General features: G+C 54.8%; 18 protein-coding genes. 7 read left to right on the top strand and 11 right to left on the bottom strand.

Annotated features, from left to right (window positions below; genetic code table 11):
- Positions 1–101 precede the first annotated feature (101 nt).
- The gene (locus AAER43_RS12180) at positions 102–1,589 is read left to right on the top strand and encodes an MFS transporter (protein ID WP_047344332.1); all 1,488 of its coding nucleotides are present in this window, start codon (positions 102–104) and stop codon (positions 1,587–1,589) included.
- A gap of 34 nt (positions 1,590–1,623) precedes the next feature.
- On the opposite strand, the gene AAER43_RS12175 is transcribed toward AAER43_RS12180, so the two are convergent.
- From AAER43_RS12175 to yddG, 3 genes are all read right to left on the bottom strand, one after another.
- Positions 1,624–2,064 (bottom strand): GFA family protein, encoded by a 441-nt coding sequence (locus AAER43_RS12175; RefSeq protein WP_014883916.1) that lies wholly within the window; start codon positions 2,062–2,064, stop codon positions 1,624–1,626.
- 77 nt (positions 2,065–2,141) lie between these two features.
- Entirely contained in the window at positions 2,142–3,224 is a 1,083-nt protein-coding gene (gene ompC / locus AAER43_RS12170) for a porin OmpC (RefSeq protein WP_014883915.1), read from the bottom strand.
- A gap of 621 nt (positions 3,225–3,845) precedes the next feature.
- The gene (yddG, locus tag AAER43_RS12165) at positions 3,846–4,724 is read right to left on the bottom strand and encodes an aromatic amino acid DMT transporter YddG (RefSeq protein ID WP_047344331.1); all 879 of its coding nucleotides are present in this window, start codon (positions 4,722–4,724) and stop codon (positions 3,846–3,848) included.
- Positions 4,725–4,945: 221 nt separating this feature from the next.
- Between yddG and fdnG the strand changes: the two genes are divergently transcribed.
- The 3 genes from fdnG to fdnI are packed head-to-tail and all read left to right on the top strand — an operon-like array spanning position 4,946 to position 9,538.
- A complete protein-coding gene (fdnG, locus tag AAER43_RS12160; protein ID WP_100246819.1) occupies positions 4,946–7,993 on the top strand; it encodes a formate dehydrogenase-N subunit alpha in 3,048 nt (1,015 codons plus the stop codon).
- 11 nt (positions 7,994–8,004) lie between these two features.
- Entirely contained in the window at positions 8,005–8,889 is an 885-nt protein-coding gene (gene fdxH, locus AAER43_RS12155; protein ID WP_023330472.1) for a formate dehydrogenase subunit beta, read from the top strand.
- Entirely contained in the window at positions 8,882–9,538 is a 657-nt protein-coding gene (fdnI, locus tag AAER43_RS12150; protein WP_014883910.1) for a formate dehydrogenase-N subunit gamma, read from the top strand. Before fdxH ends, fdnI begins: the two co-directional genes overlap by 8 nt.
- Before the next feature lie 60 nt (positions 9,539–9,598).
- Here fdnI and ppk2 read toward each other — a convergent pair whose 3' ends face one another.
- Positions 9,599–10,417: a polyphosphate kinase 2 gene (ppk2, locus tag AAER43_RS12145; protein WP_014883908.1), complete on the bottom strand. Its 819-nt coding sequence runs from the start codon at positions 10,415–10,417 to the stop codon at positions 9,599–9,601.
- Between the two features lie 166 nt (positions 10,418–10,583).
- Here ppk2 and araJ point away from each other — a divergent pair, with 166 nt between their 5' ends.
- Positions 10,584–11,759 carry an MFS transporter AraJ gene (araJ, locus tag AAER43_RS12140; protein WP_050862011.1) on the top strand — a complete coding sequence of 392 codons (1,176 nt, stop codon included), beginning with the start codon at positions 10,584–10,586 and terminating at the stop codon, positions 11,757–11,759.
- A 40-nt stretch (positions 11,760–11,799) separates the two neighbouring features.
- Here the strand turns inward: araJ and adhP are convergent, their stop codons facing one another.
- From adhP to AAER43_RS12110, 6 genes are all read right to left on the bottom strand, one after another.
- Positions 11,800–12,810 (bottom strand): alcohol dehydrogenase AdhP, encoded by a 1,011-nt coding sequence (adhP, locus tag AAER43_RS12135; RefSeq protein WP_045133993.1) that lies wholly within the window; start codon positions 12,808–12,810, stop codon positions 11,800–11,802.
- 196 nt (positions 12,811–13,006) lie between these two features.
- Positions 13,007–14,716, bottom strand: coding sequence for an ABC-F family ATP-binding cassette domain-containing protein (locus AAER43_RS12130; RefSeq protein ID WP_047624934.1), 1,710 nt, complete (start codon positions 14,714–14,716; stop codon positions 13,007–13,009).
- 787 nt (positions 14,717–15,503) lie between these two features.
- Complete coding sequence (locus AAER43_RS12125) at positions 15,504–17,201, bottom strand: NAD-dependent malic enzyme (RefSeq protein ID WP_050862012.1); 1,698 nt, start codon at positions 17,199–17,201, stop codon at positions 15,504–15,506.
- Positions 17,202–17,377: 176 nt separating this feature from the next.
- Positions 17,378–17,515 (bottom strand): stationary-phase-induced ribosome-associated protein, encoded by a 138-nt coding sequence (gene sra / locus AAER43_RS12120; protein ID WP_008501714.1) that lies wholly within the window; start codon positions 17,513–17,515, stop codon positions 17,378–17,380.
- Positions 17,516–17,610: 95 nt separating this feature from the next.
- The gene (bdm, locus tag AAER43_RS12115) at positions 17,611–17,826 is read right to left on the bottom strand and encodes a biofilm-dependent modulation protein (RefSeq protein WP_023337329.1); all 216 of its coding nucleotides are present in this window, start codon (positions 17,824–17,826) and stop codon (positions 17,611–17,613) included.
- A 232-nt stretch (positions 17,827–18,058) separates the two neighbouring features.
- Positions 18,059–18,910, bottom strand: a complete 852-nt coding sequence (locus AAER43_RS12110; RefSeq protein WP_032628979.1) for a Vmh family MBL fold metallo-hydrolase — start codon at positions 18,908–18,910, stop codon at positions 18,059–18,061.
- 110 nt (positions 18,911–19,020) lie between these two features.
- On the opposite strand from AAER43_RS12110, the gene AAER43_RS12105 reads away from it, so the two are divergent.
- Together AAER43_RS12105 and AAER43_RS12100 are read left to right on the top strand one after the other, a co-directional pair.
- A complete protein-coding gene (locus tag AAER43_RS12105; RefSeq protein WP_014883901.1) occupies positions 19,021–19,902 on the top strand; it encodes a LysR family transcriptional regulator in 882 nt (293 codons plus the stop codon).
- A 75-nt stretch (positions 19,903–19,977) separates the two neighbouring features.
- The gene (locus tag AAER43_RS12100) at positions 19,978–20,406 is read left to right on the top strand and encodes an OsmC family protein (RefSeq protein WP_014883900.1); all 429 of its coding nucleotides are present in this window, start codon (positions 19,978–19,980) and stop codon (positions 20,404–20,406) included.
- A 23-nt stretch (positions 20,407–20,429) separates the two neighbouring features.
- Here AAER43_RS12100 and AAER43_RS12095 read toward each other — a convergent pair whose 3' ends face one another.
- Positions 20,430–21,335 (bottom strand): LysR family transcriptional regulator, encoded by a 906-nt coding sequence (locus AAER43_RS12095; RefSeq protein ID WP_014883899.1) that lies wholly within the window; start codon positions 21,333–21,335, stop codon positions 20,430–20,432.
- Between the last annotated feature and the right edge of the window lie 36 nt (positions 21,336–21,371).

The following is a 21,371-nucleotide window of genomic DNA, read 5'->3' as shown; positions in this document are numbered from 1 at the left end:
ATGGGAATGAAACGAGTGTAACAAAAAGCTGGACACTCGTTCAACTTTACGTAGGATCGCATCCTGGACATGTGTCCATGTTTAAAATGAAAAGGAAATTTATGTTTCGTCAGTGGTTAGCGTTAGTGATTATCGTGCTGGTTTATATCCCGGTCGCGATCGACGCGACGGTGCTGCACGTGGCGGCGCCGACATTGAGCATGACGCTGGGCGCCAGCGGTAACGAATTACTGTGGATTATCGACATCTACTCGCTGGTGATGGCGGGTATGGTGCTGCCGATGGGCGCACTCGGTGACCGCATGGGGTTTAAACGATTGTTAATGATCGGCAGCATGCTGTTCGGGGTGTCGTCCCTGGCGGCAGCTTTTGCGCCGTCAGCCGGGTGGCTGATTGCGGCGCGCGCCTCGCTGGCAATCGGTGCGGCAATGATCATTCCGGCCACGCTGGCCGGGATCCGCACGCTGTTTACCGACGCGCGGGATCGTAATATCGCGCTTGGCGTCTGGGCGGCCGTGGGTTCAGGTGGGGCGGCATTTGGTCCGCTGATTGGCGGTATCCTGCTTGAGCATTTCTACTGGGGATCGGTGTTTTTAATCAACGTCCCGATCGTGCTGGTGGTGGTGTCGCTGGCCGCGCGTTTTGTACCCCGTCAACAGGGGCGTCCTGAGCAGCCGCTGAATATCAGCCATGCCATCATGCTGATTGTGGCGATCCTGCTGCTGGTCTACAGCGCCAAAACCGCGTTGAAAGGCGTGCTGTCGCCGTGGCTGGTAGCCTGTACGTTGCTTACCGGGGCTGTGATGCTGTTGATTTTCGTGCGTATTCAACTGCGCGCCCGCGTGCCAATGATCGACATGCGCCTGTTTTGTCACCGCATCATTCTCAGCGGTGTGGTGATGGCGATGACGGCGATGATCGCGCTGGTGGGCTTTGAGCTGCTGATGGCGCAGGAATTGCAATTCGTTCACGGCTTTACGCCATTCGAAGCCGGCATGTTTATGCTTCCGGTCATGGTGGCGAGCGGGTTTAGCGGGCCGATCGCCGGAGTACTGGTGGGGCGTCTGGGGCTACGCATTGTCGCTGCGGGTGGCATGGGGCTCAGCGCGGTCAGTTTCATTGGCCTCTCGATGCTCGATTTCAGCACGCAGCAGTGGCAGGCGTGGAGCCTGATGGTGCTGTTGGGCTTCAGCGCCGCCAGCGCGCTGCTGGCCTCGACCTCTGCAATCATGGCCGCCGCGCCGAAAGAAAAGGCCGCCGCTGCCGGGGCGATTGAAACCATGTCTTATGAACTGGGGGCCGGGCTTGGGATCGCTATCTTTGGTCTGCTGCTGACCCGCAGTTTCTCTGCGTCGATTGATTTGCCGCAGGGGCTGAATGCGTCTCTCGTCGACAAAGCCTCGTCATCCATCGGCGAGGCGATGAAGATGGCGCAGGATCTCACGCCAGCACTGGCGGTTTCGGTGACGGAGGCGGCGAAAAGTGCGTTTATTACCTCCCACAGCGTGGCGCTGGGGAGTGCGGGGGGCATGCTGTTGCTGCTGGCGGCAGGAATGTGGTTTAGCCTGGCGAAGGTGCCAAAGCAGTAAACAAGCCTGGTGTGCAGGCTGGCCGGGCAGCAGTTTAGGGCGTTAGCAGGCAGTGTTCATCTCGTGCTTCAATTTCCGAACCGCTGTAGCGTGCGTATTGCCCGGTCAGGCCAAAAAACGCGGGTTGGGTTTCAGTATAGATTTCTGCTGCAAGTACCAGCCGGCGTCGTTCATCTTCGCTCATCTCAAGCAGCGTCCAGGGAATAAAATAGCGCGCCGTTGCGGTCAGTTTGAACCACAGCGGGCAGCCGCAGCCTGGACAAAACCAGCGTTCTCCGCGTGCGGATGAGGCGAAATGAGAAGGAGCAATGGAATCTTGCTCCACAAGCGGCTCGCCCTGCGTCTCAAGATACATGGCAATGCCGCCTGACCACTTCTGGCATTGCGTACAGTGACAGGCATATACATCAAAATGGTTGAGGCTCACGCTGAACTGACTCATTCCGCATAAGCAGCGTCCTTTGAATAGGTGCATGGCGTTCTCCTTTTTGACGCCAGAAATCCGTATAAAAAAAGCCAGCCACATGGGCTGGCTTTTTAGCGTGACAAATCTTAGAACTGGTAGGTCAGGCCGACAGCAACGATGTTGTCGGTAGCAACGCCAGTTGCTTTGGTGAAGCTGTTGTCGTCAACCAGGTTGATTTTGTAATCAACATAGGTAGACATGTTTTTGTTGAAGTAGTAGCTCGCGCCAACGTCAACGTATTCAACCAGATCCTGGTCGCCGTATGAACCCAGATCTTTACCTTTGGATTTCAGGTAAGCGATGGATGGACGCAGACCGAAGTCGAACTGATACTGAGCAACAACTTCGAAGTTCTGAGCTCTGTTCGCGATATAACCGTCACCGAAGTTGGTCATGTTGCGGGTTTCAGAGTAGGTGGTTGCCAGGTAGATGTTGTTCGCATCGTATTTCAGACCAGCAGCCCAAACTTCTGCGTTTTCACCGCCAGCGTTAACGGTATTGGCTACGCGACCTGCAGCAACCTGACGGTCAGTACGGTCAGATTTCGCGTAGGTGGCACCGACAGCGAAGCCGTCCATTTCATAGGTAGAAGACAGACCCCAGCCGTCACCGTTCGCTTCGGTGATGTTACGGTCATCGTTTTTACCCTGGTACTGAGCAGCGAAGTTCAGACCGTCAACCAGACCGAAGAAGTCGGTGTTACGGTAGGTTGCAACGCCAGTCGTACGGCCAGTCATAAAGCCATCAGTCTGCGTCCAGGTATCACCACCGAACTCTGGCAGAACGTCAGTCCATGCGCCGATGTCGTAAGCAACACCGTAGTTACGACCGTAGTCGAAAGAACCGAATTCGTTGAATTTCAGACCTGCGAAGGCCAGACGCGTTTTGCTGCCGTCAGTGCCCTGGGATTCAGAACGGTTGCCTTTGAACTCATATTCCCACTGGCCGTAACCGGTCAGCTGATCGTTGATCTGAGTTTCACCTTTGAAGCCCAGACGAACGTAAGTTTTGTCGCCGTCGTTGCCAGCGTCATCAGAGAAATAGTGCAGACCTGTTACTTTACCGTACAGATCCAGCTTGTTACCGTCTTTGTTATAAACTTCAGCCGCGTTTACAACGCCTGCTGCCAACATGGAAGTCACTGCCACTGCAACTAATTTAAGTTTCATCTTAAATATTCCTTATAATTTTCTTAGGTATTTCCTGAGCCACTTTGAACGAGTTTTAAACGAGGCTGCTCGTCAATGGCACGTTATTTTTAAAAATCTTGTAGTCCTCTTTCAATAATAAGTTTCAAAATATTAATAATAATTTCATTTAGTGTGATCGAGAACGGATAAATGGCCTAAAAATAGCCTGAAATGATGAGTATTTAATCAATTTTGGGTGGGGTTTATTTCCGTCAATATAGTTTCATTAGGTTGTTATAAAATATGTTAATTATCGGTAATGCCGTTCTTTTGGTTGAGGTGGTAGAGTGTATTTAACCGTAAAAGGCGGCCTTACGCCCTTAATTGCACGGAAATTCCGTGGGTTAGACAGAAACACACAGAAACATACTATTGCACTTTGTGCTATTAATATTGTGAGTATTTGGCGGCAATTAATCACATGCCGGTGTCAGTTTGTGTCAATATTAAGAGACGCAAATTTACGAAACGTGGGTAATATAAACAGAAGTTAAACGCGTGCTCTACCGAACTGGAGAATAGCGTAACGCGCGCCCAAATATTAAATTTATGTTAATTTTTTGCTGTCGGGATGAATATTACCCGACAGCTGATTCGGAATTATTTTTTAGTGGCGTACCAGCAAAGCAATGACCCGACGCAGACCATCAGCGCGCCTTGCCAGAACGAGAAAGAGAGGGGGGAACTCAGCAGCACGGCGGCAAGCGCGGCAGAGAGTACGGGAGTAAAATAGGATACGGCGGCCAGCACCGTGACGTTACCGTGCAAAATGCCAACATTCCAGGCGGCATAACCTAACCCTAGCGCCACACCACACATAACGAGTTTCACGGCAACCGGAACAGTGAAGACCATTTCCGGCTGATCGCTCAGCGCATATTTCACCCACAGGCTCAGTGCCGTCAGCAAAACAAACAGGGTAATGCCGTTTTGCCCGTTAGCAAATTTACGGGTTACCGTGCAGTAGGCGGCCCAGATAAATGCCCCGGCAAAAGCCAGCGTATAGCTGAGTGGATTCGATACAATATTGCGCATTATTTCATCAGGGTGTAATCCTTGATCACCCCCTAGTACCCAACATACACCGAGCAGTGCGAGGATTAAGCCGGGGATAACCCACAGCGTTGATTTCTGTCCGTTGAACAAAATAGCAAAGACGATCGTCAGGCTCGGCCAGAGATAATTGACCATCCCCACTTCAATGGCCTGCGCTCGCGTGGCGGCATAGCCTAACGACAGGGCAAGGCAAATTTCGTAACTGACAAACAGTACGCTGCCGGCAATAAGATACCTGGGTGAAAAGCGTTTAATATCAGGAAATCCCACCGTTACAAGACACAATAATCCGCTGAGGGTGTATATCATCGCCGCACCGCCGACGGGCCCCAGCCCCTCACTCACGCTACGAATCAAGCCCACCATTGTGCTCCACAACAGAATCGCTGCCAGCCCGATAAGCGTTGCTCTCTTTCTGTCCATTACGTCTTCATCGCTAAAAAAATCAAAGGAAAAAGATATAGCATTAATCCAGACGCTGTTGCGAATTATTCTCGCATGTGTTTAACCCTAAAGGATTATTTGAAGGCGCGAGCGGTGACCATTAAGAGGGCGAAGTCACGCGACCTTGATTTGACGCAAAAAAAAAAGGGGTTTTGCTGTTAGTTTGCGGCGCGAAGTCTTATTTGAACACGAGGACAACAATGGACGTCAGCCGCAGACAATTTTTTAAAATCTGCGCGGGCGGTATGGCCGGAACAACAGCCGCTATGCTGGGATTCGCTCCTAAAATGGCGCTGGCTCAGGCACGCAACTATAAACTGCTGCGCGCGAAAGAGATCCGTAACACCTGCACATACTGCTCCGTGGGTTGTGGGCTTTTGATGTACAGCCTGGGTGATGGCGCGAAGAACGCCAGAGAAGCGATTTATCATATTGAAGGGGACCCGGATCATCCGGTGAGCCGCGGGGCGTTATGCCCGAAAGGCGCGGGTCTGCTGGACTACGTTCACAGCGAAAACCGCCTGCGTTATCCGGAATATCGTGCGCCAGGTTCGGACAAATGGCAGCGTATTTCCTGGGATGAGGCCTTCTCCCGTATTGCAAAATTGATGAAAGCCGACCGCGACGCCAACTTTGTTGAAAAGAATGCAGAGGGGGTGACGGTAAACCGCTGGCTTTCCACCGGTATGTTATGTGCCTCTGCGGCCAGTAATGAAACCGGCATGCTGACGCAAAAATTTGTGCGCTCTCTCGGCATGCTGGCGGTTGATAACCAGGCGCGCGTCTGACACGGACCAACGGTAGCAAGTCTTGCTCCAACATTTGGTCGCGGTGCGATGACCAACCACTGGGTTGATATCAAAAACGCTAACGTCGTGGTGGTAATGGGCGGTAACGCCGCTGAAGCCCACCCGGTGGGGTTCCGCTGGGCGATGGAAGCGAAAAACAACAACGATGCGACGCTGATCGTCGTCGATCCGCGCTTTACGCGCACGGCTTCGGTGGCCGATATCTATGCGCCGATCCGCTCCGGTACGGACATTACGTTCCTGTCCGGCGTACTGCTGTACCTGATCGAAAACAACAAAATTAACGCGGAATACGTTAAGCACTACACCAACGCAAACCTGCTGGTGCGGGATGACTTTGCCTTCGACGACGGGCTGTTCAGCGGCTATGACGCGGAAAAACGCCAGTATGACAAGTCCTCGTGGAACTATCAGTTCGACGAAAATGGCTATGCGATGCGCGATGAAACACTGACGCACCCGCGCTGCGTGTGGAACCTGCTGAAGCAGCATGTTTCCCGCTATACGCCGGACGTGGTGGAGAACATCTGCGGTACGCCGAAAGCGGACTTCCTGAAAGTGTGCGAAGTGCTGGCCTCCACCAGTGCGGCAGACAGAACAACGACCTTCCTGTATGCGCTGGGCTGGACGCAGCACACCGTGGGTGCGCAGAACATCCGCACCATGGCAATGATCCAGCTGCTGCTCGGCAACATGGGGATGGCAGGGGGCGGCGTAAATGCGCTGCGCGGTCACTCCAATATTCAGGGGCTCACCGACCTCGGCCTGCTCTCCACCAGCCTGCCGGGTTACCTGACGCTGCCGTCGGAAAAGCAGGCAAATCTGCAAACGTATCTTGAGGCCAACACGCCAAAAGCGACGCTGCCGGATCAGGTGAACTACTGGAGCAACTATCCGAAGTTCTACGTCAGCCTGATGAAATCCTTCTACGGCGACGCGGCGCAGAAGGAGAACGACTGGGGCTTCGAGTGGCTGCCGAAGTGGGACCAGGCGTACGACGTCATTAAGTATTTCAACATGATGGATAAGGGGAACGTCACGGGGTATATCTGCCAGGGCTTTAACCCGGTAGCGTCCTTCCCGGACAAGAACAAAGTCGTTCGCAGCCTGAGCAAGCTGAAGTACATGGTCGTCATCGACCCGCTGGTGACCGAAACCTCGACCTTCTGGCAGAACCACGGTGAAGCGAACGATGTCGATCCGGCGTCGATTCAGACCGAGGTGTTCCGCCTGCCGTCCACCTGCTTTGCGGAAGAAGATGGCTCCATTGCGAACTCCGGTCGCTGGCTGCAGTGGCACTGGAAAGGCCAGGAGGCGCCGGGTGAAGCGCGGAATGACGGTGAGATCCTGGCCGGGATTTACCATCGTCTGCGCGAAATGTATCGCACCGAGGGCGGTAAAGGCGCTGAGCCGCTGCTGAAAATGCGCTGGAACTATAAGCAGCCGGATCGTCCAGAGTCAGAAGAAGTGGCGAAAGAGAACAACGGCGTTGCGCTGGCGGATATTTATGATGCCAACGGCAGCCTGGTGGCGAAAAAAGGCCAGCTGCTGAACAGCTTCGCGCTGTTGCGTGATGACGGTACCACGGCATCTTCCTGCTGGATCTACACCGGCAGCTGGACGGAGCAGGGTAACCAGATGGCGAACCGCGATAACGCCGACCCGTCCGGGCTGGGCAATACGCTGGGCTGGGCCTGGGCGTGGCCGCTGAACCGCCGCGTGCTGTATAACCGCGCCTCCGCCGACGTGAACGGCAAGCCGTGGGATCCAAAACGCATGCTGATCCAGTGGAACGGCTCGAAGTGGGCAGGGAATGATATCCCGGACTACAACACCGCCGCGCCGGGCAGCAACACCGGGCCGTTTATCATGCAGCCGGAAGGGCTGGGTCGCCTGTTTGCGCTTAACAAGCTGGCAGAAGGGCCATTCCCGGAACACTACGAGCCGATGGAAACGCCGCTCGGCACTAACCCGCTGCACCCGAACGTGGTCTCCAGCCCGGTGGTGCGGATCTATGAAGACGACGTATTGCGCTTAGGCAAAAAGGACAAATTCCCGTATGTGGGTACAACCTATCGCCTGACCGAGCATTTCCATACCTGGACCAAGCACGCGCGGCTTAACGCTATCGCACAGCCGGAACAGTTTGTGGAGATAAGCGAAACGCTGGCGAAAGCGAAGGGGATTGCCAACGGTGACCGCGTGAAGGTGAGCAGCAAGCGTGGCTTTATCCGCGCGGTGGCGGTGGTGACCCGTCGTCTGCAGAGCCTGAACGTTCATGGTCAGCAGGTGGAAACGGTCGGTATTCCGCTGCACTGGGGCTTTGAAGGAGTGGCGCAGAAAGGCTACATCGCCAATACCCTGACGCCAAACGTTGGCGACTCCAACTCGCAAACGCCGGAGTACAAAGCGTTTCTGGTCAACATCGAGAAAGCGTAAGGAGCGATTAAATGGCGATGGAAACACAAGACATTATTAAACGCTCCGCGACCAACCCGATTACCCCCGCGCCTCGTGCGCGGGACTATAAGGCAGAAGTCGCTAAGCTTATCGATGTCTCTTCCTGCGTGGGCTGTAAAGCCTGCCAGGTGGCCTGTTCGGAGTGGAATGATATCCGCGACGAGGTGGGGCACTGCGTCGGGGTCTACGATAATCCGGCGGATCTGAGCGCCAAATCCTGGACGGTGATGCGCTTTAGCGAGACCGAGCAGAACGGCAAGCTGGAGTGGTTAATCCGTAAAGACGGCTGCATGCACTGTGAGGATCCGGGCTGTCTGAAGGCGTGCCCGTCCGCGGGGGCGATTATTCAGTATGCCAATGGGATCGTCGACTTCCAGCAGGACAACTGCATCGGCTGTGGGTACTGCATCGCGGGCTGTCCGTTTAATATTCCGCGCCTCAATAAAGAGGATAACCGGGTCTATAAATGCACTCTGTGCGTGGACCGCGTGAGCGTCGGGCAGGAGCCTGCCTGTGTGAAAACCTGTCCGACCGGGGCGATTCACTTCGGCACCAAGAAAGAGATGCTTGATGTGGCGCAGGCGCGGGTGGACAAACTCAAAGCGCGCGGCTACGACAAGGCGGGTATTTATAACCCGCAGGGCGTGGGCGGTACGCACGTTATGTACGTGCTGCACCATAACGACCAGCCGGAGCTGTATCACAATCTGCCGAAAGATCCGGCGATCGACACCTCAATCAACCTGTGGAAAGGGGCGCTCAAACCGCTCTCTGCAGCGGGCTTTATCGCCACCTTTGCCGGGTTGATTTATCACTACATTGGTATCGGGCCAAATAAAGAGGTGGATGACGACGAGGAGGAGCATCATGAGTAAGTCGAAAATGATCGTGCGCACGAAGTTTGTCGACCGCGCCTGTCACTGGACGGTGGTCATTTGCTTCTTCCTGGTGGCGGTCTCCGGCATCTCGTTCTTCTTCCCTACGCTCCAGTGGCTGACGGAAACTTTCGGCACCCCGCAGATGGGACGCATTCTGCACCCGTTCTTCGGCGTGCTGATTTTCGTGGTGCTGATGTTTATGTTCGTGCGCTTCGTCCATCACAATATCCCGGATAAGCAGGACATTCCGTGGCTAAAAGGAATTGTCGAAGTGCTGAAGGGCAACGAGCATAAAGTGGCGAAAGTAGGCAAATATAATGCCGGACAAAAGATGATGTTCTGGACCATCATGAGCATGATTTTTGTGCTGCTGGTGACGGGCGTCATTATCTGGCGTCCGTATTTTGCCTCGTATTTCCCGATTCAGGTGGTGCGCTACGCGCTGCTGATCCACGCCACCTCAGCCATTATTCTGATCCATGCCATTTTGATCCATATGTATATGGCGTTCTGGGTGAAGGGGTCGATTAAAGGAATGATTGAAGGGAAGGTGAGTCGTCGCTGGGCGCAGAAACATCACCCGCGCTGGTATCGCGATGTGGAACGACTGGAAGCGAAACAGGAAAGTACGGAAGGGATGAAGTAAGACCTGCGCCGTCGGCTTTGCCCGGCGGCGCTGCGCTTGCGCGGGCCTACAAGAATGATATCAGAACCGCTCCTCCACATAACGGAACGGGTATTTCGTCGGTTTCACTTTGCCAATTTTACGTTTCGGTAATTCCACCTTTTCAACGTGAATTTCTTTATACGGGATCTGCGTCAGGAGATGCGAAATAATATTCAGCCGCACGCGTTTCTTATCTTCCGAACGGGCCACATACCACGGTGCCCAGGCGGTATCGGTTGCCGCAAACATGGCATCGCGCGCTACGGTATATTCATCCCACAGGTTAAACGATTTAATATCCATCGGTGAGAGCTTCCATATTTTACGACCGTCGTTAATACGGTCACGTAAACGGCGCTCCTGCTCTTTCGGTGTCACCTCAAGCCAGTACTTCAGCAGAATAATCCCGGCATCAACCATCGCTTTTTCCATCACCGGCGTACCGTCGAGAAACTTCTCCACCTGTTCCGGCGTGCAGAACCCCATGACCCGCTCGACGCCCGCGCGGTTGTACCAGCTTCGGTCGAATATCACGATCTCCCCGGCAGCGGGCAGATGGGGAACATAACGCTGAAAATAGAGCTGGGTTTTCTCTTTCTCGGTGGGGGCGGGAAGGGCAACAACGCGGAAAACGCGCGGGCTGACGCGCTCGGTGATCGCTTTTATGGTGCCGCCTTTACCGGCGCCATCGCGCCCTTCAAAAACGATACACACTTTTAACCCTTTGGCGACGACCCATTGCTGGAGCTTCACCAGTTCAACGTGGAGGCGACGAAGCTCTTTTTCGTACTCTTTGGTTTTCAGCGGTGCATTTTTTTCGACATCAACAGCGACACTGGTTTTCTTCTTGCTTCCCATGATTGTCATCCTCAGGTTGTCCGGCGCGGGAAAAAGCGAGGCCGCACTATGAAGTGTAATCCACCTGAATTAATGGATTAACGTGTCAGCCAGCTGATTTGAACTGGCTCACCATACAAGTTTGTTCAATAATGCCCGTCGCGAGTTTTTAACCTGTGGTCGTGGTATGAAAAAGACAATTTTTTCGTTGGCGCTTGGCACGTTTGGCCTGGGGATGGCTGAATTTGGCATTATGGGTGTGCTCACCGAACTGGCGCACGACACCGGCATTTCTATTCCCTCGGCCGGGAATATGATTTCGTTTTATGCTTTCGGCGTGGTGATTGGTGCCCCGATTGTGGCGCTCTTTTCGGGCAAGTTCTCGTTAAAAACCACGCTGTTGTTCCTGGTGGCAATGTGCGCTGTCGGCAATGCGCTGTTTACTTTCTCCACGTCCTATTTCTGGCTGGCGCTGGGGCGTTTAATTTCTGGTTTTCCGCACGGGGCCATTTTTGGCGTCGGGGCGATTATCCTCTCTAAAATAGCACCACCGGGGAAGGTAACGGTTGCCGTGGCCGGGATGATCGCCGGTATGACCGTGGCTAACCTGGTCGGTGTCCCGCTGGGTACCTGGCTGGGGCACGCATTTAGCTGGCGCTATACCTTTTTCCTGATTGCCGTGTTCGATGCGCTGGTGATCCTGTCGGTTATCCTTTGGGTGCCACACCTCCATGACAAATCAGAAATCAAATTGACCGAGCAGTTCCAGTTTCTGAAAAGACCAGAACCGTGGCTGATTTTTGCCGCCACTATGTTTGGTAACGCCGGTGTGTTTGCGTGGTTCAGCTTCGTTAAGCCCTTTATGGTTAACGTCTCTGGTTTTTCGGAAGGGGTGATGACCGCCATCATGATGCTGATGGGTCTTGGGATGGTGTTGGGCAATCTGTTAAGCGGTAAACTCTCTGGTCGCTTTAGCCCGCTGCGCATTGCCGCCACCACCGATATGGTGATTGTCGCCTCACTGCTGCTGCTTTTTGCCACTGGCGAACAGAAAACGGCCTCGCTGGTCATGGGCTTTATCTGCTGTGCCGGGCTGTTTGCGCTCTCTGCGCCGCTGCAAATCCTGCTTCTGCAAAATGCGAAGGGCGGTGAGATGCTGGGGGCGGCAGGGGGGCAGATGGCATTTAATCTCGGCAGTGCGATTGGCGCGTACTTTGGCGGGATGATGATTACCCTTGGCTTTAGCTGGCGTTACGTCACGCTACCAGCGGCAATACTCTCGTTCTCGGCCATGAGCGCATTGCTGTTGTACGGGTATCTGCGGACAAGACAGTCACACGTTAAGGCTCGTGCGGCTGTATGAAAACCGCTCCCTTTCGGGAGCGGTGATAAATGATGAGTGCTTATGAGCGTAAATCAATCACCATACGGCCACGGATCTGGCCCTGTTCCATCTCTTTGAAGATGGCGTTGATGTCTTCAATCGGACGCATTGTCACCTTCGGTACCACTTTACCTTCCGCCGCAAACTGGAACGCTTCCTGCAGATCCTGACGGGTACCAACCAGTGAACCCACCACCTGAATGCCGTCCAGCACCAGGCGCGGAATATCCAGGCTCATCGCTTCCGGTGGCAGACCAACCGCGACCACACGACCACCGGCGCGCACGGCATCCACCGCGGAGTTGAAGGCCGCTTTTGCGACGGCAGTGACGACAGCAGCATGTGCGCCGCCGGTTTTTTCCTGCACAATTTTAGCGGCATCTTCACTGCGGGAGTTGATGGTCAAATCCGCACCCATGCTGGCGGCAAGCTTCAGCTGTTCGTCATTAACATCCAGAGCGATGACTTTGGCGTTAAAGACGTTTTTAGCATACTGCAGCGCAAGGTTGCCCAGTCCACCCAGACCATAAATGGCAATCCACTGGCCCGGTTTAATACCTGAGATCTTCACCGCTTTGTAAGTGGTGACACCTGCGCAGGTGATGCTGCTGGCGGCAGCAGAATCCAGGCCATCCGGTACTTTTACCGCGTAGTCGGCGGTGACGATGCACTCTTCCGCCATGCCGCCATCAACGGAGTAACCGGCATTTTTTACATCGCGGCACAGGGTTTCGTTGCCGGTATTACAGTATTCACAGTGACCACAGCCCTCAAAGAACCAGGCTACGCTTGCGCGATCGCCGACCTTCAGCGACGTCACGCCAGGGCCGATTTCTTTGACGACGCCAATCCCTTCATGGCCCAGGATCACCCCGGTTTTATCGCCAAAGTCACCGTTCTTTACGTGAAGATCGGTATGGCATACGCCACAGCATTCCATCTTCAACAGGGCTTCCCCGTGCTTGAGCGGGCGCAAGGTTTTTTCGGTAACGTTAACCTGATGATCCTGAGTAACAACAGCAGCCTTCATGTATATCTCCTTGTTCATGATGAGTATCTGCATAGCAGGTGTAATACTCCTCAAGGATTAATGCTTAAGCGCTGTAATGCAAGGTGCCCGCAACATAATGTCATCATTTAAGGTGATTTCAGATTAAGAAAAGGATGTTCCTCTAATAATTAAGGGGGAAAATACTGGCCCGACGAGAGGCTCGCCGGGCGCAGTGTTACAGCTGTGCTTCTATCTCCTTAATTTCTTTACGCCATTGAGCCTGCAGCTGTGGTTTCTGATGCTTTGGCTTACGCGCCAGATCGTCTTCCAGCAATGTTTCCAGCGCGACAAGCCGTTCAAGCAGATCGTCAGAGGGGGATACAGGCATGGTCGTGGCGTCGACGGGAGCTGGGGATGTTACCAGTCCCGCGCTTTCACGCAGCCGCTCGAATACCGCTTCTGCATCATGCCATTCGCTCAGCTTTCCCTCTTCAATTAACCAGAAACGGTTGCAGCTTTGGCTAATTAACTGACGGTCGTGGCTGACCAGCAGGACGCCGCCCTCAAACTGCTGCAGGGTTTGCGCCAGCGCCTCTTTGCCCTCCATGTCGAGATGGTTGGTCGGCTCATCGAGCATCAGCAGGCTATAGCGGGCAAGCGTCAGGCCGACAAACAGCAGTCGAGAGCGTTCGCCACCGCTGAGCGTACTGACGTTTTGTCCGTGACGCGCCCACGGAAATCCGGCGCTGATGAGCGCCATTTTTCTGTGTTGCGGGTCGGGCGCGAACGGCTCCAGCGCGTCAAACAGCGTGGCGTCATCCGGCAGCTGGTTCAGCGTCTGATCGTAATAGCCAGCTGACACGCGTGGATGAAGTTTCAGCCCCGTATCGCTCTGCTCATCACTAAAACAGCGCCAGATAAGCTTCATCAGGGACGATTTTCCGCAGCCATTACGACCCACAATCGCTACGCGATCGCCGCTTTTCAGACGCGCGATGTCGATGTTAAACAGCTCAGAAAGCCCCGGCGCAGGCGGCACGCCGAGGTTTTCTATCTCCAGCAGACGGTCGGCGCGAAGCGCATCGCCGCGCAGGGTTAACGTCCACTGGCTGCCAGCCGTAAGCGCCGTCTGGCTCTCCTTCAGCCGTTCGACCTGTTTTTCCATCTGTTTGGCTTTCCGGGCCAGGTCTTCGTTATCGTAAACCTTGCCCCAGGTCGCCAGCCGCTTCGCGCTGGCGGTCACACGGTCGATCTCCTTTTGCTCCGCCTTGTGGCGCTGCGCGTCGCTTTCATCTTTTGCTTCAAGCGCCTTGCGTGCGGCCGTGCAGGGAAGGGCAAAGTAGTGCAGCGTTTTATCGCGCAGGATCCAGCTGCCGTTTGTGACGGCATCCAGCAACTGTCGGTCGTGCGAGACCAGCACGAAGCTGCCTGACCAGTTCTGTAAAAAATGTTCCAGCCAGAGCATGGTCGGCAAATCGAGGTGGTTACTGGGTTCATCCAGCAGGAGCAGATCCGGCTCGTGAATCAACGCCCGCGCCAGCAGCAGCCGGGTGTGTTGCCCGCCGCTCAGCGTGGCGGAGCGCAGCGTCATATCCTGCGGGGTAAAGCCCATGCCGGCCAGCAGCGTTTCGGCTTTCCAGCGCAGGCTATCGCGCTCAGCTAAAGGCAGCTGTGCGAGTACGGCATCCAGCATGGTCAGCGGGAAAATAGCGTCCGGAAGATGTTGCTCAACGCGCGCCATCAGGCAGTGCCCGGCCAGCGCTACCGTACCGGCGGCGGGGGAGTCTGTGCCGTCCAGCACCTTTAAAAGCGTACTTTTTCCGCAGCCATTATCGCCCAGGAGGCCAATGCGGTCGCCTTTTTTCAGCGTAAAAGAAAGGGAGTCGAAGAGCGTGCCAAACGCCGTATCAACACGTAAAGATTGTGCAGTGAGTAAAGTGCTCATTGTTGCTTACCCAAGAGTTACAGGCATGTTTATGCCTCGTCAAACATCGCTGACGATAACTCAGTAAGCCCGAGAGAAGGGATTTCAGGGGTTGGTGTCTTCGCTCAAGCAGAAGTTATCGCAGCACGATACCGATAACGCTTGAGCGGGTGCGATCACCAAATGTATGTGAAACATTGAAAATTTCACAGTACAGCATAATTGGCCTCCTTATATATTCAGTAGGTTAATGGATGAAAGGAGTGTAGCGGGGGAAAGGGGGTTTGGCTAGTGGGATTCGATGATGCGGTCTGATGCCCTCACCCGTTGGGCTGAGGAAACCCCACAAAATAATACCTGCACAGACTACCCCCTCTCCCTTGAGGGTGAGGGGGAACATACGGCTTTGGTGGTCATTCCGTTCACTTTATGTTCCTTGCTACTCTGTAACGACACGACCGGTGAACGTGCCAGGGTGGCTCAATCGCCACCACCCTGGCGACCCGGGCTCCCGGCGGTAAATCGCCGCTTCGCGGTGCCCTCAGCTTATTCCTTCAGGCTATCGGGTCGGGCATGAGCCTGCATCCCTGCAGGCCACGCCCTCTCGGCGCATCCCTGCGCCTCGCCCCGGCCCTACGGAAACGCTTCGGCGATTTACAGCCGGACCAGGGCGTCGCTGTAAGTCATTCATTTTCATGAAGCAACCTTCATCGCTTCCGGTATAAAAATTACTGGGATTCCTGAGCCCACAGGGAGGGCCCCCGTAGGCCCGGTAAGCGAAGCGCCACCGGGCGATTGGGTCGCAGAGTTAAATCGAGGTACGGCGATAGCTGCGGTATTCAGGCTTCCAGAAGTTATCGTCAATAGCCTGCTGCAGCGCGTCGGCAGAGGTTTTAACTGCCACGCCCTGCTGCTGCGCCATTTTACCTACCGCAAACGCGATAGCGCGCGACACCTTGTGGATGTCCTTCAGCTCAGGCAGAACCAGCCCTTCACCATCATTGACCAGCGGCGAGTGGCCCGCGAGGGTTTCGCTCGCGGACATCAGCATCTCATCGGTAATGCGGGACGCGCCGGAGGCGATCACGCCCAGACCAATACCCGGGAAGATATAGGAGTTGTTGCACTGGGCAATCGGATAGGTTTTATCCTTCCATATCACCGGATCGAACGGGCTGCCGGTCGCAACCAGCGCGTTACCTTCGGTCCAGGCGATGATGTCCTGCGGCGTCGCTTCTACGCGGGAGGTCGGGTTGGAAAGCGGCATCACGATAGGGCGCTCGCAGTGCTTGTGCATCTCACGAATAATCTCTTCCGTGAAGAGGCCGGTTTGTCCGGAAACGCCGATCAGAATATCCGGCTTCACGTTGCGCACCACGTCCAGCAGGGAGAGGACTTCGTTGTCAGTATCCCAGTTTTTCAGGTTCTCGCGTTTCTGCACCAGTTTGGTCTGGAACGGCAGCAGGTTCGGCATACCGTCGGTCAGCAGGCCGAAACGGTCAACCATAAACACGCGGGAGCGGGCCAGCTCTTCACTCAGGCCTTCACGCTGCGTCTGGGCAATAATCTGTTCGGCGATACCGCAGCCTGCGGAGCCTGCCCCGAGGAAGACGATTTTCTGGTAGCTCAGCTGGCTGCCGGCTGCGCGGCTGGCGGCGATAAGCGTACCCACGGTCACGGCTGCCGTGCCCTGGATATCGTCGTTAAAGGAGCAGATCTCATCGCGATAGCGGTTCAGCAGCGGCATCGCGTTCTTCTGCGCAAAGTCTTCGAACTGCAGCAGCACGTCCGGCCAGCGGTGTTTCACGGCCTGGATGAAATCGTCGACAAACTGGTAGTACTCTTCGTCGGTAATACGCGGATGACGCCAGCCCATATACAGGGGATCGTTCAACAGCTGCTGGTTATTGGTGCCCACATCCAGCACCACCGGCAGGGTATACGCCGGGCTGATGCCGCCACAGGCGGTGTACAGTGACAGCTTACCGATCGGAATACCCATCCCGCCGATGCCCTGGTCACCCAGACCCAAAATGCGCTCGCCGTCAGTGACCACAATGACTTTGATGTTGTGGTTAGGCACGTTCTGCAGAATATCGTCCATGTTGTGACGGTTCTGGTAAGAAATGAATACCCCGCGGGAGCGACGGTAGATCTCAGAGAAACGCTCGCAGGCAGCACCCACGGTCGGGGTATAGATCACCGGCATCATCTCTTCCAGATGGTTCTGCACCAGGCGGTAGAAGAGGGTTTCATTGGTGTCCTGAATGTTGCGCAGGTAGATGTGCTTGTCGATTTCGGTTTTGAAGCCCTGATACTGGATCCACGCGCGCTCTGCCTGTTCTTCGATGGTTTCAACCACTTCGGGCAGTAAACCCAGCAGGTTGAAGCTGCTGCGCTCTTCCATGCTGAAGGCGCTACCTTTGTTGAGCAGGGGGAATTCGAGTAAAACCGGTCCGGCATAAGGGATATATAAGGAACGATGTTTTTTCAGTTTGTTGTCCATGTCACTCACTCTTTTTTTGAAGATCCGTCCCTGACACTGCTGTTTGTCATCTTTCTGGCCTGTGCGATGGGGTGCGGTCGGGCGGTATTATAAAGGAGCTGAATATTAATTACCGCAACACATAAACAAAAACACCATCGGTTTTGCCGATGGTGTTCTCTGTCTCAGTCTGGAACTTACTTGCCTGCGTGGCGTTTTCTGCCGGTGGCGTGAGTGACTTGCGTCTCGTGGTCGCCTTCAATCACCACTTTACGCTGATTAGAAAGCTTGTAGTTCAGTCCCAGAATGTGGCGTGCCTGACGGTTCGATTTCATGTTAACTCCTCAATCCTGTTGATAGTTTTAAGGACCAGTTTGCTTACGCAAACGAAATGTAACCCCTTAGGTTGCAGATCCAGCTTAGCAGGTTTTTACAAAGGTGCGTTTCGCCCGCTGACGACGTAGTTAATGGTCTGCTGGTAGATGTCACTGAGGATGTCATTATCCGTGGATTCCACCCACCTGGTCAGTTCCATCAAAATGTCATCTTCAGTCACAGCACCGTGTTCGGCGTGAAGACCCTGCGCAATCGCGTTAACGAGCTCAGGTTGTGCTGCTGCAGTATTAGCCGGGTAATAAGTAAACATGCTGCCTCCGTGTCGTTGTCTGTTTAATGGTACGGCTCGCAAAAAATGTAATTCATAAACAGAATGGCAAATATTTTACCCGTTGTGGCTAAGATTCATCTTAGAAACGAAAATGTCATAAGTGCATGCTTTTATGCACTTTTAAAACGTGGGGATAAATTGACGTTGGGCAACGAGGATATTTTGGCGGTGCTCCTGCTATGGGGGAAATATAGCAGGAGCCGTTTTTAACTTACCACTTCATTTCGCCGGTATTTACTTTGGCGCTTAATTCCAGGGAGCTCTCTTCGGCAAGATCCGGGTACTGTTTTTTCATCGCGCCGATAACGCCCGCGGAGTCTTTGTGTGCGGATAAAGCCTGTTCAAAATGCTGCAGGTAGCCACGCGTAAAATCAATCGCGCCCGTTCCGGCAGGCGGAGTCCCAAGATAGTGACCCGGGATCACGCGTTCAGGTTTGTGCGCAGCCATATTGTCCAGGGTTTGCTGCCACTGCTGGCGGCGAGCAGGCGTCTGGGTATCTGCCGTCCAGACGTGAATACCCCAGGAGACACCGGTGCCACCGAGGATCGTTTTCGCAGACGGGATCCACACGTAAGCCGCGTAACTGTCTGGTTGTTCAATGTCGATCTTTTCCCCGTCAACCATAAACGTGGTTGAGGCGAGCACCTGCGGAACGACCAGCGTCGTTGGCGCGCCGTCTTTCATCTGCGGGCCCCAGAAGGCGAGTTTGGCGTCTTTGGTGGCCTTAATATGGTCAACCACCTGCTGCGTGGCCACCACTTTGGCATTCGGGAAGGCTTTTACCAGCGGTTGCAGACCAAAATAGAAATCCGGATCGCCGGAAGTGATCACAATCTTGTTCAGCGTTTTACCGCTGCGGCGAATTTTCTCCACCAGCGCTTCGCCATCTTTCACGCTGAACTGAGCGTCAAACAGAACGGCTTCTTTCGGGCCAGAGACCAGCGTGGAAGAGACCGCGAAAATGCCTTTTTCCTGCGGGTTATACGTGTCAATCGTCAACGGCGCGGCAAAAACAGCCGGTGTGAAAAGGGCGCAAAGCAATGCAAGGCGAGTAAGCTTCATCATCATGTCTCTGTGGTTCAGGAAAGTCTCTATTGTACGGATATTTGTATTTGCCAGAATTCCTGAAACAAGACATGCTTAGTTTCATAAATCGAGCAAATGGAGCGTATATGGATCGCGTTATTGCCGCTCAGGTCTACAACCGGATATGCGAGCTGGGAAGTTTGAGCGCGGCGGCCCGCGCATTGGGGATCTCGCGCCCGATGGTGAGCCGCTACCTGGAACAAATGGAAAAGTGGGCGGGAACACGGCTGGTTAACCGCTCCACGCGCAAGCTGACGCTGACGGCAGCCGGCGAAAAAGTGTTGCAGAAAACGCGGACGCTTTCGCAGCTCTCGCAGGAGATTGAGGGCCAGTCGGAGAAAGATTTGCCGTCAGGCACGCTGCGGGTCGCCTGTGCACACTTTACCGCCATGCACCTGATTGCGCCGGTGCTCCCCGGGCTGCTCGCGCGCTACCCGCAGCTGCGCATCGAGCTGGATGTGAACAACCACCCGGTGAGCCTGGTAGGGGAGCGTATTGATGTCGCCGTGCGCATTACCGACACCCCCGAACCGGGCATGATCGCCCGCCGACTCGGGGAGTGTCGTTCAGTCCTTTGCGCCTCGCCGGACTATCTTGCTCAGCACGGAACGCCCGTCAGTCCCGAAGATTTAGCGCAGCATAATTGCCTGCACTACAGCTTTTTCGCCGGGCAGTCCTGGCATTTTCTTACGCCGGAAGGTGAAAGCCTGAGCGTGGCCGTCAGCGGCAACCTGAGCGCCAGCATCTCATCGCTGTTGATGGACGCCGCGATTAACCACTGCGGTATCGCCATGTTGCCGGAGCGTGAGGCATCTGACGCGCTGGCGCAGGGATTACTGGTGCCGGTTCTGAGCGTGCTGGAGCCGAAACCGCTTGCCATCCATGGCATTTACCAGTCCCGGGAATATCAACCTGCCGCACTGCGCGCATTCCTTGATGCACTGGCGCAACATGTGTTCAGTGGCTAAGACTCTTCTGTCTTCGCCGCAGAATCTGAGTAGCCTTCTATACTTAACCCTTTGTAAGCCAAAAGGAGAGCAAGAATGACTATTCATAAGCACGGTTCAGCACACTGGTCTGGCGACATTAAACGCGGGAAAGGAACGGTTTCTACCGAGAGCGGCGTTCTCAATCAGCAGCCTTATGGCTTTAACACCCGCTTTGAGGGTGAAAAGGGGACCAACCCTGAGGAGCTGATTGGCGCGGCACACGCCGCCTGTTTCTCGATGGCGCTTTCGCTGATGCTGGGTGAGGCGGGCTATACCGCCGATTCCATTGATACCACTGCAGACGTCTCGCTGGATAAAACCGACGGCGGTTTTGCCATCACAAAGGTTGCGCTGAAAAGCAAGGTGACTGTTCCCGGCATCGCGCCTCAGCAGTTTGACGGCATCATTCAGAAAGCGAAAGCAGGCTGCCCGGTGTCGCAGCTGCTGAAAGCCGACATCACGCTCGATTACAAACTCAACTAAGCCCCAGCCGGGCTCGCGCCCGGCTATCCCTTCAGCGCGGCGGGGAATACCTCCGCCAGCCAGGCAATAAATACCTTCAGGCGGTGCGTTAGATGCCGGTTTTGGGGGTAAACCACATGAAACGGATAGGCCGCAGGGCGCCAGTCGCTCAGGATTGCCGTCAATGTTCCCGTCTGCAAATAGTGCTTTGCCGAATACTCAAAAGTCTGAACAATCCCAAGTCCCGCCGCGGCAGCCGCGAGATGGGCATTGCTTTCATTGACGCCGAGATAGTGTGGAATGCTGATTTCCAGCGCCTCGCCATCCTGTCTGAAGCGAAACGGAAAGGCCCGCCCGGTGACCGGAGAGAGATAGCTTATCAATTTGTGGCCGTTGCGCAGCTCCTGCGGATAGGCCGGGACGCCATGATTCTTCAGATAACCCGGCGTCGCGCAGGTAACCATTTCAGCATTGCCGAGATGTCGGGCAATAAGTGTTGAGTCGTTCAGCGGGCCGCCGCGAATAACACAGTCTACGTTACCGCTGATTAAGTCTACGGGCCGGTCGGCCACCCCAAGATCGATCCGGATATCCGGGTAGCGCTGCATGAAATCTGGTAGCAGGGGGATGAGCACGTCGCGGGCGGTGGAGCCGCCGATGTCGACGCGCAGATGCCCCTTTGGCGTCGCGCGAGAAACGCGAAAAGAGGTGTCAATATCTTCGATATCAATCAGCACCCTGAGTGCTTTTTCATAGTATTCCGCCCCCTCAGGCGTGGTGACGACCCGGCGGGTGGTGCGGTGCAGGAGGCGGATCTCAAGATGCGTTTCGAGAGATTTCACCAGCTTGCTCAGGGTGGCTATCGGCATATTCAGCGAATCCGCCGCGCGCGTAAAACTGCCGGATTCCACCACCCGCGTAAAGGCACGCATTGCCATTAACTGGTCCATCAGGCCCTCTGATTATTTCTGTATGTGAATAGTCAT

The organism is Enterobacter sp. FUJ80071 (assembly GCF_038739915.1).
In the GTDB taxonomy this organism is placed as follows: Bacteria; Pseudomonadota; Gammaproteobacteria; order Enterobacterales; family Enterobacteriaceae; genus Enterobacter; species Enterobacter kobei.
This window is presented reverse-complemented; position numbering and strand designations above follow the sequence as displayed.